Origin of the sequence: Terrabacter sp. Soil810 (assembly GCF_001429645.1) — a bacterium.
GTDB lineage: Bacteria > Actinomycetota > Actinomycetes > Actinomycetales > Dermatophilaceae > Terrabacter.
Window position 1 is genome coordinate 1848715 of sequence record NZ_LMSW01000011.1, and the last position, 12562, is coordinate 1861276.

General features: G+C 73.5%; 13 protein-coding genes and 1 riboswitch. Of the genes, 2 read left to right on the forward strand and 11 right to left on the reverse strand.

Annotated elements, in window-relative coordinates; translation table 11 throughout:
- Nucleotides 1-2 precede the first annotated feature (2 nt).
- Nucleotides 3-761: a nicotinamide riboside transporter PnuC gene (gene pnuC, locus ASG96_RS14470; RefSeq protein ID WP_056757400.1), complete on the reverse strand. Its 759-nt coding sequence runs from the start codon at nt 759-761 to the stop codon at nt 3-5.
- A 116-nt stretch (nt 762-877) separates the two neighbouring features.
- A riboswitch (FMN riboswitch) is annotated at nt 878-1008 on the reverse strand.
- A 228-nt stretch (nt 1009-1236) separates the two neighbouring features.
- Here pnuC and ASG96_RS14475 point away from each other — a divergent pair.
- Both ASG96_RS14475 and ASG96_RS14480 read left to right on the forward strand, forming a co-directional pair.
- On the forward strand, nt 1237-1734 hold the full coding sequence (locus tag ASG96_RS14475) for a hypothetical protein (RefSeq protein ID WP_057588294.1): 498 nt from the start codon (nt 1237-1239) through the stop codon (nt 1732-1734).
- Nucleotides 1734-2003, forward strand: coding sequence for a hypothetical protein (locus ASG96_RS14480; protein ID WP_157610853.1), 270 nt, complete (start codon nt 1734-1736; stop codon nt 2001-2003). Before ASG96_RS14475 ends, ASG96_RS14480 begins: the two co-directional genes overlap by 1 nt.
- An 8-nt stretch (nt 2004-2011) precedes the next feature.
- Here ASG96_RS14480 and rpe read toward each other — a convergent pair whose 3' ends face one another.
- The 10 genes from rpe to ASG96_RS14530 all read right to left on the reverse strand — a co-directional run bounded on the left by rpe (nt 2012) and on the right by ASG96_RS14530 (nt 12561).
- Nucleotides 2012-2668, reverse strand: coding sequence for a ribulose-phosphate 3-epimerase (rpe, locus tag ASG96_RS14485; protein ID WP_056757745.1), 657 nt, complete (start codon nt 2666-2668; stop codon nt 2012-2014).
- A gap of 29 nt (nt 2669-2697) precedes the next feature.
- On the reverse strand, nt 2698-3480 hold the full coding sequence (locus tag ASG96_RS14490) for a class I SAM-dependent methyltransferase (protein ID WP_235509159.1): 783 nt from the start codon (nt 3478-3480) through the stop codon (nt 2698-2700).
- 50 nt (nt 3481-3530) lie between these two features.
- Nucleotides 3531-5141: an RsmB/NOP family class I SAM-dependent RNA methyltransferase gene (locus ASG96_RS14495; protein WP_057588296.1), complete on the reverse strand. Its 1611-nt coding sequence runs from the start codon at nt 5139-5141 to the stop codon at nt 3531-3533.
- On the reverse strand, nt 5134-6081 hold the full coding sequence (gene fmt / locus ASG96_RS14500; RefSeq protein ID WP_057588297.1) for a methionyl-tRNA formyltransferase: 948 nt from the start codon (nt 6079-6081) through the stop codon (nt 5134-5136). Before fmt ends, ASG96_RS14495 begins: the two co-directional genes overlap by 8 nt.
- A 1-nt stretch (nt 6082) precedes the next feature.
- On the reverse strand, nt 6083-6628 hold the full coding sequence (gene def / locus ASG96_RS14505) for a peptide deformylase (RefSeq protein WP_056757419.1): 546 nt from the start codon (nt 6626-6628) through the stop codon (nt 6083-6085).
- 39 nt (nt 6629-6667) lie between these two features.
- A complete protein-coding gene (locus ASG96_RS14510) occupies nt 6668-8002 on the reverse strand; it encodes an MFS transporter (protein ID WP_057588298.1) in 1335 nt (444 codons plus the stop codon).
- The gene (locus ASG96_RS14515; RefSeq protein WP_057588299.1) at nt 7999-8538 is read right to left on the reverse strand and encodes a helix-turn-helix domain-containing protein; all 540 of its coding nucleotides are present in this window, start codon (nt 8536-8538) and stop codon (nt 7999-8001) included. The genes ASG96_RS14510 and ASG96_RS14515 overlap by 4 nt, the downstream gene beginning before the upstream one ends.
- 81 nt (nt 8539-8619) lie before the next feature.
- Nucleotides 8620-9162, reverse strand: a complete 543-nt coding sequence (locus ASG96_RS14520; protein WP_057588300.1) for a dihydrofolate reductase family protein — start codon at nt 9160-9162, stop codon at nt 8620-8622.
- A 13-nt stretch (nt 9163-9175) separates the two neighbouring features.
- Nucleotides 9176-10480: a trans-acting enoyl reductase family protein gene (locus ASG96_RS14525; protein ID WP_057588301.1), complete on the reverse strand. Its 1305-nt coding sequence runs from the start codon at nt 10478-10480 to the stop codon at nt 9176-9178.
- 44 nt (nt 10481-10524) lie between these two features.
- Nucleotides 10525-12561 carry a primosomal protein N' gene (locus ASG96_RS14530; RefSeq protein WP_200962686.1) on the reverse strand — a complete coding sequence of 679 codons (2037 nt, stop codon included), beginning with the start codon at nt 12559-12561 and terminating at the stop codon, nt 10525-10527.
- Between the last annotated feature and the right edge of the window lies 1 nt (nt 12562).

A 12562-nucleotide genomic window follows, 5' to 3' on the forward strand; every position in this document is an offset into this window, starting at 1 on the left:
GGTCAGCTCGACGCGCCGGTCAGCTGCGGCTCGACGTCGCGCTCGCTGACCCGAGACGCCTTGACCCACTGGGTGAAGCCGTAGATCACGAAGAGGCCGTAGAACGTGTAGAGCACACCGGTCGGCACGTAGTCGGTCGCGAAGGCGAAGGGCACGCCGACGAGGTCGACGGCGATCCAGGCGAGCCAGAACTCGTTCCAGCCTCGCGCCATGGCGTAGGTCGCGACGATCGAGCCGACGAAGATCCACGCGTCGCACCAGTAGAACCACCACTCGGGCGTGAAGAACGGGTTCGGCGAGAGGTTCCACAGCCAGACGAACGCCTGGTGCACGACGACCGTGGCGACGAGCCAGAAGGCGACGACGGCGACGCGCTCGCGGGTCGTGGCCCAGCGCGGGGTGATCGCGACACCGCTCGAGTCGTCGGCGTGGTTGAGCCGGCGCACCTGCGACCAGCGCCACCAGCCGTAGATGCTCGTGATGATGAAGAAGACCTGCCGCCCTGCCTGCCCGAAGAGCGGGATGCGCTCGTCGGCGCCGAAGACGGCGCCCAGGTAGACGAAGAACAGCATGATGTTCGCAAGGATCCCCACGGGCCAGGCCCACACCCACCGGCGCATGCCGAGGTAGGCGGAGGCGAGCCCGATGAGGACGCCGATCAGCTCGAGCCAGTGCAGCTGGTACTGGCCGATCGGGATGGTCGCGTCGATGGCCTGTTGGAAGACGTTCTTCGTCTCGTCGGCCAGAGCAAGTGCCTGCATGTGGTGTTCGTCCTTGGTCGTTCGTCGTGGCACGGACGAACTCCGGGGTACCTCCACACGCCCACGCGATCCGGGCCGGGTCGGACGACGCCGACGGCCCAGGCCACGACGGCCTGTTTCGTGCTGCCTCCCATCCGGACTTTCACCGTCGGTCCCGGAATTTCACCAGGTCAACCGGCCGCTGGATGCGGTCGGGTCGCGGACTGTAACCGCCGGCTCGGAATTACACCGACCCCGGAGCACGTACAGCCAGTATGCACCTGGGTCGCCGCCGGGCGCACGCCGCGCCCGCGTGACGGCCACCACCCGTCGGTGCCCGTCGGTGCCCGTCGCTGCTCGTCGGTGCTCGTATCACGGCTCCCGATGCGCGACTCCGTCCCGTAGGAGTCACCAGGCTGACGCAGGGGCGGCTCCAAGACCGAGTCGGCGCGGGAGCCGAGGCCGGGCCGGCGACCGAGAACGAGGGGGCAGTCCAGTGAGTGACAGCGCGAGCGGAGAGCAGCGACGGTCGAGGGGCTTCGTCGGGTTCCTCTCGACCGTTCCCGGCATCCTGACCGCGGTTGCGGCCGTGGTCACCGCGGTCGGGGGCGTCTACGTCGGTGCGTCCAGGGATGGGACCTCGCCGGTGCCCACGCCCGCGCCGACCCAGCTGACCGTCAACCTCAGGATGGACGGCGGAGCGCCGCCGCCCCGGGCCACCCAGGTGGCCGCGGGCTCGCTACGTCTCGACGACGTGGACAGCCTGCCGAGCGCCGACCCCGTCCAGGGACTGGTCGACGCGTGCGCGCAGGGCGACGACGGCGCCTGCATCCAGATCCTCGACCAGTTGACCCTGGAGTGCTCGGACGGCGACGGTCTCAGTTGCGACGTCCTCTATGCCGTGAGCCCGTCCGGAACCGAGTACGAGTCATTCGGTGCCAGCTGCGGCTACCGATTCACCGTCGACTACGCCGGCACGTGCGAGCAACAATGATGCGCGATGAGACCGGTCGGCCCGACCCGAGCGAACCCGGGCGGGCGGCGTGGTCGAGGAGGTTCGGACGATCCGCGACCGAACAACCCCTCCCGTGGGTCGTCGCGGGGCTCGTCTTCATCGTCAACGCCGTCCTGTCCGCGACCCGGGGTGACTGGTGGCTCGCGGCACTCGAGGGGTGCACCGGCCTCCTTGCCGGGCTCTCGGCGTACTCCGTCTCCACACGGCGGAGCCCGGAGCGCGAGCGACCGGTGGACCGCTCGGCGTGACCGCGCGGTCAGTGCCCGTGCCCCCGGGCCAGCGTGCGGAGCTCGTCGACCGCTGCGGCGGCGTCCTCGGCCCCGTAGACGGCCGATCCGGCGACGAAGACGTCCGCCCCGGCGTCGGCGCACTGCTCGATGGTGTCGGCGCTGACGCCACCGTCGACCTGGATCCAGATCTCGCCGCCGTGGCGGCGAACGGCCTCGCGCACCTGGCGCACCTTGGGCATCTGGTCGGCCATGAACGACTGGCCGCCGAAGCCGGGCTCGACGGTCATGACGAGCACCATGTCGAGGTCGGGCAGGAGGTCCTCGTAGGGCGCGAACGCGGTCCCGGGCTTGAGCGCCATCGCTGCGCGCGAGCCGGCGGCGCGCAGCGTCCGGGCCAACGCCCGCGGATCCCGTGCGGCCTCGACGTGGAACGTCACCGACTGGCACCCGGCCTCGGCGTAGCTCGGCGCCCACCGGTCGGGGTCCTCGATCATGAGGTGCGCGTCGATGGGGATCGGGCTCACCTTCAGCAGCGCCTCGACGACGGGAAGGCCGAGCGTGAGGTTCGGGACGAAGTGGGCGTCCATGACGTCGACGTGGGCCCAGTCGGCGTTCGCGATGCGCCCCAGCTCCGCCTCGAGGTTCGCGAAATCGGCGGAGAGGATGCTCGGTGAGATCTGCACGCGCACAGCCTAGGGGCGTGGCGACGCCGTCAGGCAGCGGCCTTCGTCCAGACCGACACGTGCGACGACGAGTCCGCCGTGAACGGCGCTCGGGTCCAGTCCGCCCAGCGGTCGCGCAGCGTGAGGCCGGCGATCCGGGCCATGAGGTCGAGCTCCGACGGCCAGACGTAGCGGTGCGCAGAGGTGGAGTAGGTCGCGACGCCCCTCCCGCCGGCGTCGGTGTCCCCTTCCGTCCGCACGAAGTGATGTGAGACGCACCGCTGCGTCACGACGTCGACGGTGTCGAACCCGACGTGCCGCCTGCCGACATGGAAGGGCACCGCGGTCTGCCCGGGCGGCATCCGCCGCAGCTGCGGCACGAACACCTCGACGACGAAGGACCCGCCCGGCGCGAGCTGGGCGGCCACCGTGCGGAAGCACTCGACCTGCTCGTCCTGGGTCAATAGGTTGGTGATCGTGTTGTAGACGAGGTACGCCACGCGGTAGCCGCTGCCGACTCGTGTCGTCGACATGTCACCGATCGTCACCGGCAGCCGGTCCCCACCCGGCTTGCGTCGCAGCTGCGCGACCATGGCCTCGGAGAAGTCGATGCCGTGCACCTCGACACCGCGCTCCGCCAGGGGCAGCGCCACCCGACCGGTGCCGATCGCGAGCTCGAGCGCGCGACCGTCACCGGCGAGCTCGTACAGCACGTCCACGGTCGGTCCGAGGACGGCCGGCTCGAACATGTGGGCCGAGCCCGCGTCGTACGTCGGAGCCACGCGCTCGTCGAAGGGGTTGGGCTCGAGGTCGTCCATCGCGTATGCCGTCACGGCCCCACCCTGCCCACCGCTCCGTCCGCGCGCGAGCGGTTTTCAGGCGCCTACCGCTTGCGCAGCAGGGCGAAGAACATCGCGTCGGTGCCGTGGACGTGCGGCCAGAGCTGGACGTAGGGCCCTTCACCGAGACCCGGCAGCTGACGACCGGACGCATCGACGAAGAGCGGGCGTGCGTCGACCAGCTCGACGTCCTCGTGGCGCTTGAGGATGTCCGTGACGACGAAGCGCGTCTCGTTGAGGTGCGGGCTGCACGTCGCGTAGCCGACGAGGCCGCCGGTCGCGGTGGCCTCGATGCCCGACGCGAGGAGCTCACGCTGCAGCCCGGCCAGGGCCGCCACGTCGTCGGGACCGCGACGCCAGCGCGCCTCCGGGCGTCGTCGCAGGGCCCCGAGACCCGTGCAGGGCGCATCGATGAGGACGCGGCTGAAGCCGCCAGGCTCCAGCTCACCGAGCTCGCGACCGTCGCCGTGACGCACCTTGAGGCTCGTGTCGAGCTCACGGGCCTCGGCGCGTGCGGCCGCAAGGGTCTGCCAGACGAGGTCGGCGCGGTGCTCGCTGATCTCGTTGGCCACGAACGGGATCCGTCGCTCGATGGCCAGGGCCGCCAGGAGCCCGGCCTTGCCGCCCGGGCCAGCACAGAGGTCGAGCCACCGCTCGTGCCGGGCGGCCTCACCCTCGACGCCGGCACCGGCCAGTGCGAGGACGAGCAGCTGCGAGCCCTCGTCCTGCACGGCTGCCCGGCCGTCCCGAACCGCTGCGATGGCCCCGGGGTCACCCTCGGGCAGCGTCGCCCCGACCGGGCTGAGCCCGGAGCGCCCGGCCCCGGCGTCCTCCAGCTCGTCGAGCGAGCAGAGGCCGGGTCGGGCGACGAGCGACACCTTGGCGGCCGCGTTGTCGCTCTCGAGGAGGGCCGTCAAGGAGTCCTGGACGTCGCCGGGCCCGGCGGCGCCGTGCCCGATCAGGGCAGCTCGAAGGGCCTTGGCGATCCACACCGGGTGCGAGGTGCGCAGGGCGAGCCGCTCGACCGGGTCGGCGACGTCGTGGGTCACGAGGTCGGTCCACGCGTCCGGCTCCCGCTCGCTGATGCGACGCATGACGGCGTTGACGAAGCCCGCCGCCCCGGCGCCGTTGACCTGCCGGGCCAGGGCCACGGTCTCGTCGACGGCGGCGTGGCTGGGCACGCGCATGCCGAGCAGCTGGTGGGCCCCGAGCCGCAGTGTGTCGAGCACGTTGGCGTCGATCTTGTCGACCGGCCGACCCGCAGCCGAGGCGATGACCGCGTCGTAGAGGCCGGACAGCCGGGTCGCGCCGTAGACGAGCTCGGTCGCGAAGCCGGCGTCGCGGCCACTGATCCGCTTGTCGCGCAGCAGCTTCGGCAGCGCGAGGTTGGCGTAGGCGCCGTCGGCGATCTCTCGCATCGCGGTGTAGGCAGCCAGCCTCGGCGCGTCGGTGCGGCGGGCCCGTTCCGACGGACGCTGCTCCGAACGGTGCCCGGCGGAGCGCTCGCGCGCCTGCGGGCGCTGGCGTTCGCCGCGTCGCCCGTCTCCCCGACCGCCGTCTCCCCGACCGCCGTCGCCACGTCCGCCGTCGCCGCGTCCGCCGTCGCCGCGGGGGTCCTCGCCCCCCGGGCCGCGCCCTCGTCGCTCGTCACTCATCGCCGACCCGCTCCCCTGCCTCGATGCGCGTGCCCCGCGCCCAGTCGGCTGCCGACATGGGCTTCTTGCCGTGGGCCTGCACGATGCCGAGGCGGACGGGCTGGGTGCCCGTGCCGACGAACACGGCCTTCTTCGTGACGCGGAGGTCGCCGGCGCGCAGCGCGACACCCTCCGGGACGTCGTCGACCGGCACGAGGGCCACGGGCGAGACCTTGAGGCGCTCCCCGCGGAACGTGGTCCACGCGCCGGGAGCCGGGGTGCAGCCGCGCACGAGCCGGTCCACCGCGGTGGCCGGTCGGGTCCAGGCGATGTGGGCGTCCTCGACCTCGATCTTCGGCGCGAGCGAGACACCCTCGGACGGCTGCGGCACAGCGACGAGGTCGCCGGACTCGAGCCCGTCGAGCGTCGCGACGAGCAGGCCCGCCCCGGCGGCCGACAGTCGACCCAGCAGGTCACCCGCCGTGTCAGTCGCTCGGATGGTCTCGGTCATGACCCCCAGGACGGGGCCGGTGTCGAGGCCGCGCTCGATGACGAACGTCGACGCACCGGTCACCTCGTCACCGGCCATGATCGCGTGCTGGACCGGGGCCGCCCCGCGCCACGTGGGGAGCAGGGAGAAGTGCAGGTTGATCCAGCCGAGCCGCGGGATCGTCAGCGCGGCGGGCGGGATGAGGTTGCCGTAGGCCACGACGGGGCACGCGTCCGGCGCGAGCGCCGTGAGGGCCTCGAGGAAGTCGGGGTCCGTGACGCGCGTCGGGGTGAGCACCGGGATCCCGAGCTCCTCGGCGCGGCGTCGCACGGGCGAGGCCTCGAGCCGGCGACCGCGTCCGGAGGGTGCGTCGGGCCGGGTGACGACCCCGACGAGCTCGTGGCTCGAGGACGCCACGGCATCGAGACTCGGCACCGCCGCCTCGGGGGTGCCTGCGAAGACGACTCTCATGTCACATCGCCCGGCCGAAGGTCGAGTGCGGGCTGATGCGCACCTCAGGCGGGTCCTCGGCGAACCACTCCGCCTCGCGGATGGCCCGCATCGCCTCCCGCCTGGCGTCGGGGTCGAGCCGGTCGAGGAAGAGGATCCCGTCGAGGTGGTCGGTCTCGTGCTGGACACAGCGCGCCAGCAGCTGCGTGCCCTCGAGGACGACGGGCTCACCCCACATGTCCTGACCCTTCGCCACGACCGACAGGGCGCGTCTGGTGTCGAACGCGAGACCCGGGATCGAGAGGCAGCCCTCGGGCCCGTCCTGCTCGTCGGTCGAGAGGTCGAGCACCGGGTTGACGAGGTGACCGAGCACGCCGTCGACCCAGTAGGTGAAGACCCGCAGTCCGACGCCGATCTGCGGTGCCGCGAGGCCCGCGCCGGGCGCGTCGAGCATGGTGTCCTCGAGGTCCTTGACGAGGACGCGCAGCTGCTTGTCGAAGTCGGTGACCTCGGCAGCGGCGGTCCGTAGGACCGGATCGCCGAAGAGTCGGATGTCCTTGATCGACACGGGTCTCCAGGGGTCGGGAATGCGTGGGGCGCCGCCAGTCTAGGACCGTGACGCCTCGCCGGCCTCGGCGCCGTTCGGGGTGCCCGTCGGGGTGCCGGTCGGCGTGCCGGTCGGCGTGCCTCCCGGTTCCTCGGCCACCGACGGGTCCTCGCTGCTGCGTCCCAGCTCGCGCACCGACCGCGAGAGGAGCGCGGAGAGCGAGATGACGACGTAGACGCCGGCGCTGACGAGCATCAGCACCTCCGTGTCGACCGTCGTCGCGAGCCAGCCGTAGAGGAAGGTGCCGATGGGGATGGCGACGAACGACCCCAGCGCGTCGTAGCTCGAGACCCGCGAGAGCACCTGCACGGGCACGTGCTCGTGCAGGGCCGTGCTCCACCCGACGCCGAAGACCTCGACGGCCGCACCCGCCAGGAAGAAGCCGATGGCGACGGGGACGATCGCCGGCGCGACCCCGAGCAGCACCATGGGCACGGCAAGCACGCAGATGGCGATCATCCCGGCACGAAGGGGTCGCTGCAGCTGCAGCCGCAGCATGACGAGCGTCATCAGGACGGTGCCGACGGCCTCGGCGCTGAGCACGAGGCCCCAGCCCGCTTCGCCGATGGAGGCGGTCGAGCTCGCGATGAGCGGGCCGAGCACGCCGATGACGCCGGCGTGGATGGCGTTCGTCAGCCCGAAGGCGAGCACGATGACCCAGAGCCACTCGCGCCGGGTGAACTCGCTCCACCCCTCGCGCAGCTCCCGCACCATCGAGTGGTGCGGCCTGCCCGCCTCCTGGGACCGGCGCGGCAGCCCGACGCGTGTCAGGCAGACGATCGCGACGGCATACGTCAGGGCGTCGACGGCGAGCGCCCACCCCGGTCCGACGCCGACGACGAGCAGGCCGGCGACCGCGGGTCCGATGATGGACAGGCCGCTCCGGCTGAACGACAACAGCGCGTTGGCCTGCTGGAGCCGCGAGCGGTCGACGACCAGGGGGACGATGCCCATCATCGCGGGCATCGTGAAGGCCGACACCGCGCCGTTGACGCCCTCGAGGACGGTCAGCTGGGTCAGGGTCGCGTCGCCACTGATGATGAGGTACGCCGCGAGCGCCTGGGTGAGGCACGTCAGGACGTGCGAGACCTGGAGCACGACGATCCGCGAGAAGCGGTCGGCGACGACGCCGCCGACGAGGAGGAAGACGACCATCGTGAGGGTGCGCACGCCGAGCACCTGCGCGAGGGCGCTCGCGGACTGGTCGATGTGCAGCACGGCGAAGGCGAGCGAGACGGGCACCATGACCGAGCCGGCCGTCGAGACCGTGCGGGCCGCGAAGTACCACGCGAACCGCCGGTCGGACAGCACGCCGAGCGACGCCTGGACCTTCACGACGTCACCTCCCCGCCCTGGAGGCGGAAGGCGGCGACGGACAGGGCGGCCCGGACGGTGCCCTCGGTGCGCGGCGGCTGCGCCGAGGCGTGCAGCAGGGTGCTCGCCTCGGTGACGAGGTCGAAGACGCGCTCCCACACCGCCGGCGCCACCCACAGCTCGGCGTCGGTGAACTGGGACCTCTCACCCGGCGCGCGCTCGGCGAACCGGCGCGGGATGGCGTCGGCGAGGACGCGCGCATAGGCCAGCTTGTCCGCCTCGCTCGCCGGGCGGGCGCCCGACGGACGCGGGGCGTCCCACGGGTGCCGGTACTTCTTGGCCTTGCCGCCCCGCACGGTCTCCTCCCCCGCGACCTCGAGCAGACCCGCGGCGTGCAGCAGGCGCAGGTGGTAGCTGGCGTTGGCCTGCGTGACGCCGAGCTCGCGCGCGACCTCGGCAGCGCTCAGCTCGGCGCCCGTCAGCAGCGAGAGCATCTGGAGACGCAGGGGGTGGGCCGTGGCGCGGAGCTCGCTGATCCGCTCTTCCTCCAAAGACATGTTTGGGAGTATGCCGTCCGGTGGGATCGACCGTCAAGCATTCCTTTGGAGGTTGTCCTCCCGCCGCGTCCGCCCGGACCCTCAGCCCTGGCTGTAGGCGAGGTGCACGACGCCGCTGTCGTACGCCTCGGTCTCGGCGAGGCGCAGCCCAGAGACGGCCTCGTCGGTGAAGAGCCGCTCCCCCGCGCCGAGGACGACGGGGAAGACGAAGAGGTGGAGGCCGTCGACGAGCCCGTCGCGCAGCAGGGCCCGCACGAGCGTGCCGCTGCCGCTGACGTAGAGCGAGCCCTCGACCTCGTCGCGGAGGCGGCGGACGGCGTCCGCGTCGTAGCGCCCGAGGACCCGGGAGTTGTTCCACTCCGGGTCCTTCAGCGTCGAGGAGACGACGTTCTTGCGGGCGCCGTTGAAGAAGGACGCGCCGGGGTCGTCGTCGTCGGTGCGGGCCGACCAGGCGGGCGCGAACATCTCGTACGTGCGCCGGCCGAGCAGCAGCTCGGACCCGGGGCCGGTGAGACGCGCGATGGCCTCGCCCATCCGCGGGTCGAAGGGGAACTCGGCCGTCCAGCTCGGGTTCTCGTACACCCCGTCGAGCGAGATGAACTCGTGGATCTCGATGCGTCCCATGTCAGTGCCTCCGTCAGCTCTCGGACAGGTAGTGGGCCGGGTCTGCGGCCGGGTGGTCGGGTCGGTCGTCGCGTTCGACGTCGAAGGTGAAGCCCTGCGATCGCAGCCGCTCGACGAGCGCCTCGCCGAGGGCCGTCGCGGGCGTGCAGACGCCGGACCGGCGCGGCAGTCCGTCGTCGAGCGCCAGTGCCAGGGCCGTCTGGCCGAGCATGACGGCCGTGCCGCCGTAGCCCGGGTCGTAGTCGGCGCCGACACGGGTGCGGTAGCGCGCGCCGGTCGTCGTCGTGGAGCGGATCTCGAGCCGGAAGCGCCCGGCAGCCTGCGCCTCTGGGCTCGGGCCCTCGCCTTGCTTCGGCAGGAAGCGGTCGATGACGGCCCGGGTCGGACGGAACGCCATGCCCGCCACCACCCCTCCGAGCCCGACGGCCATGCCGCCGGCCAGCACCGGCGACATCGGCCCGGAGCCGAAGTCGGTCGCCTCGCGGTAGCGCAGGTCGCGACCGTAGGACCAGTCCGTCAGGGTGTTCGACAGGCGCACGATGCGGGTGTTGAACGACGCCATGACGAAGGGCCCGGTCCAGTGACCGGTCGACGGGTCACGGTCGACCTGCACGAGCCGGCGCAGCCGGTCCAGGACGCCGGTGGCCGGGCGCCGACCGGAGGACGGCTCCTCCGTGCGTCGGGGACTCAACGCGTACGGGTCGCCCAGCACGCGGCGGGCACTCCCGTCGGCACGGGCCGTGATGGCCTGCTGGCGGGCCGAGTCGACGGTGCCGCCGGAGAAGCCGCCCTTGAGCGACCGGACGAGCAGGGTCGTCTCCGCGAGCGTGCCCTCACCGTCGGCGGCCGCGCGCCGGGCCGTCGCGAGCACGCCGAGGTCGGAGGGGATGGAGTCGAAGCCGCAGGCGTGCACGATGGCCGCGCCGGTCTCCCGCGCCCGGGCGTCGAGCTCGTCGAGGGACCACCGGACGAAGAGCACCTCACCTGTGAGGTCGGCGTAGTGCGTCCCCGACTCCGCGCAGGCGCGAGCCACCTCCTTGCCGTACGTCGCGTACGGGCCGACCGTGGTGGCGAGCACGCGGGTGCGGCCGGCGAGCGCGCGGAGGGCGGGTGCGTCGGTCGCGTCGACGGCGACCAGCTCCCACGCGGCAGCATCTCGACCGAGCTCGATGCGCAGGGCCTCGAGCTTGGGGCGGGACCGGCCCGCCAGGGCGATCCGCACGTCGGGGCCCGCATGCCGCGCCAGGTGGGCGGCGGTCAGGGCCCCGACGAAGCCGGTGGCGCCGTAGAGGACGATGTCGAGCTCGCGTTCGGGCATGCCGTCACTCTGCCACGGCGCACCGGCGCCGAGGCGTCGGCCGGTCAGAAGGTGTCGAGCGGGTCGACGCGCACCGCCACGACGTCGGTCTCCTTGCGCGCCGAACGGAACGCCTTGAGCGCCAGCAGGGCCCGGGTCAGCGACTCGGTCTCGGCGGCGGGCACCCGGACGAGCACGTGGTGGTCGGCGGCGGCACGCTCGGGCTCGCCCTCGACCGGGGGCCGACGTGGCGGGGCACCGGCGTGCGAGAGACGGACCGGGCCGAGCACCTGGGCGGCGATCGGCAGGTCGGCCTGCTCGAGGGCCTCCTCGAGCGCGCGCCGACCACCGGTCAGCTGGGCCACACGCACGGCCGGCGGCAGACCGAGCTCCCGCCGCTCCGCCAGCTCGCGGGCCGCGAGCCACGCGGGGTCCCACCGCACGAGCGCCTCGACGGCAGGCAGTGCGACCGCCTCCGGGGCGCCGCTCAGCACGACGGCACGTCCCTCGCGGGCCAGAGCGGCCGCGGCCATCCACCGGCGTACCGCCTCGAGCGGGGCGTCGAGCACGGGCAGGTCGAGGCTCGCCCACGCGTCGAGCAGCAGCACCGCGGTGTAGCCGCCGTCGGCGACGGGCTCGGCACCCGGTGTCGCGATGACGAGGGACGGCTCGCGACCGACGGTGGCGAGCACCTCGCCGGAGCCTGACGTGAGCACCGGGAAGCCGGGGAAGGCGCGGCCGATCTCCTCAGCCGTGCGCCGCGCGCCCGTGATCGACGAGCGCAGCCGCCGCGAGCCGCAGTGACCGCACTCGAACCCGTGGCCGGCGAGGGCGAGGCCGCACCACCGGCAGGCCGGGGCCGTGCCGGACGCGCCCAGGGCGACCGGCCCCTGGCAGCGGGCGCACCGCACCGGCGTGCGGCACTCGGCACAGCTCAGCGAGGGGAGGTAGCCGCGCCGCGGCACCTGGACGAGCACGGGCCCGTCGACCAGGGCGTCCTTGGCGACGCGCCAGGCCCGGGACGGCAGGTGCGCCCGGGCGGCCGGCCCGTCGCGCTCCTCGTCGACACCCTCACCCGCGACGGTGACCCGGGGGGCGGCGCCGCGGACGGTTGCCGGGTCGGCCTCGACGGGCACGAGCGCCCCCGTCTCGACCGCCACCTGCACGCGCAGGCTGCGCCCGAACCCTCCGGCGAGCAGGGCGGCGCCGGTCGCGGCGGCCCGCAGTCCGAGCACGACGCCGACGTGGTGGTAGGGAGCCCGCGGCTCGGCGAGCAGGTCGTCACCGTCGTCCCACCAGGCGACGAGGCCGAGGTCGTGGACGGGGGCGAAGGCTGCCGCCCGCGTGCCGATGACGACCCGGACGTGGCCGCGGAGCACCTTGAGCCAGGCGGTGTAGCGCGCCTGCGGCCCCTGGTCGGACGTGAGCCGCACGTGCCGGCCCTTGCCGAGGACCGCGGTCAGGGCGGCATCGAGGCGGTCGACGTCGCGGTGGTCGGGCACGACGACGAGCGCGCCCCGCCCGGCAGCCGTCGCCGTGGCCACGGCGACGGCCAGGGCGGCCGGCCAGTCCGCGTCGCCGGTGCGTCCGGGCAGCGCCGCCCATGCCGCCGCCGGGCCCTCCCCCGAGGCCACCCGACGCAGCCAGGCCGGACCGGCGGGGTAGGCCGCCCACGGACCGGGGTCCGGTGCCGCGAGCTCGTCCTGGGGCGGGCACTCCATCGCGAGGTTGCGCTCGGCCGTCGCGTGGCGCTTGGGCACCGCCAGGCGCAGGACGTCGCTCAGCGTGCCGGCGTACCGGTCGGCGACGGCGCGGCAGAGTGCGAGGACCTCGGGGGTCAGCACCGGCTCGGGGCTGACGACCCGACGCAGCGGCGTCAGCCGGCCGTCGTGCTGCGCCCGGTCACGCCGCTCGACGACGAAGCCGTCGAGCTCGCGCCCGGAGAAGCGCACGCGGACCCGGGCGCCGGGCACCGCGTCGGCGTCGAGCTCGTCGGGGACGGCGTACTCGAAGACCCGGTCGAGGTGCGCGAGCGGGGTCTCCACGACGACGGCAGCGACCGGCCGTCCGGCCGGTCGCTGCTTCGTCTCGTCGTCGCCCACG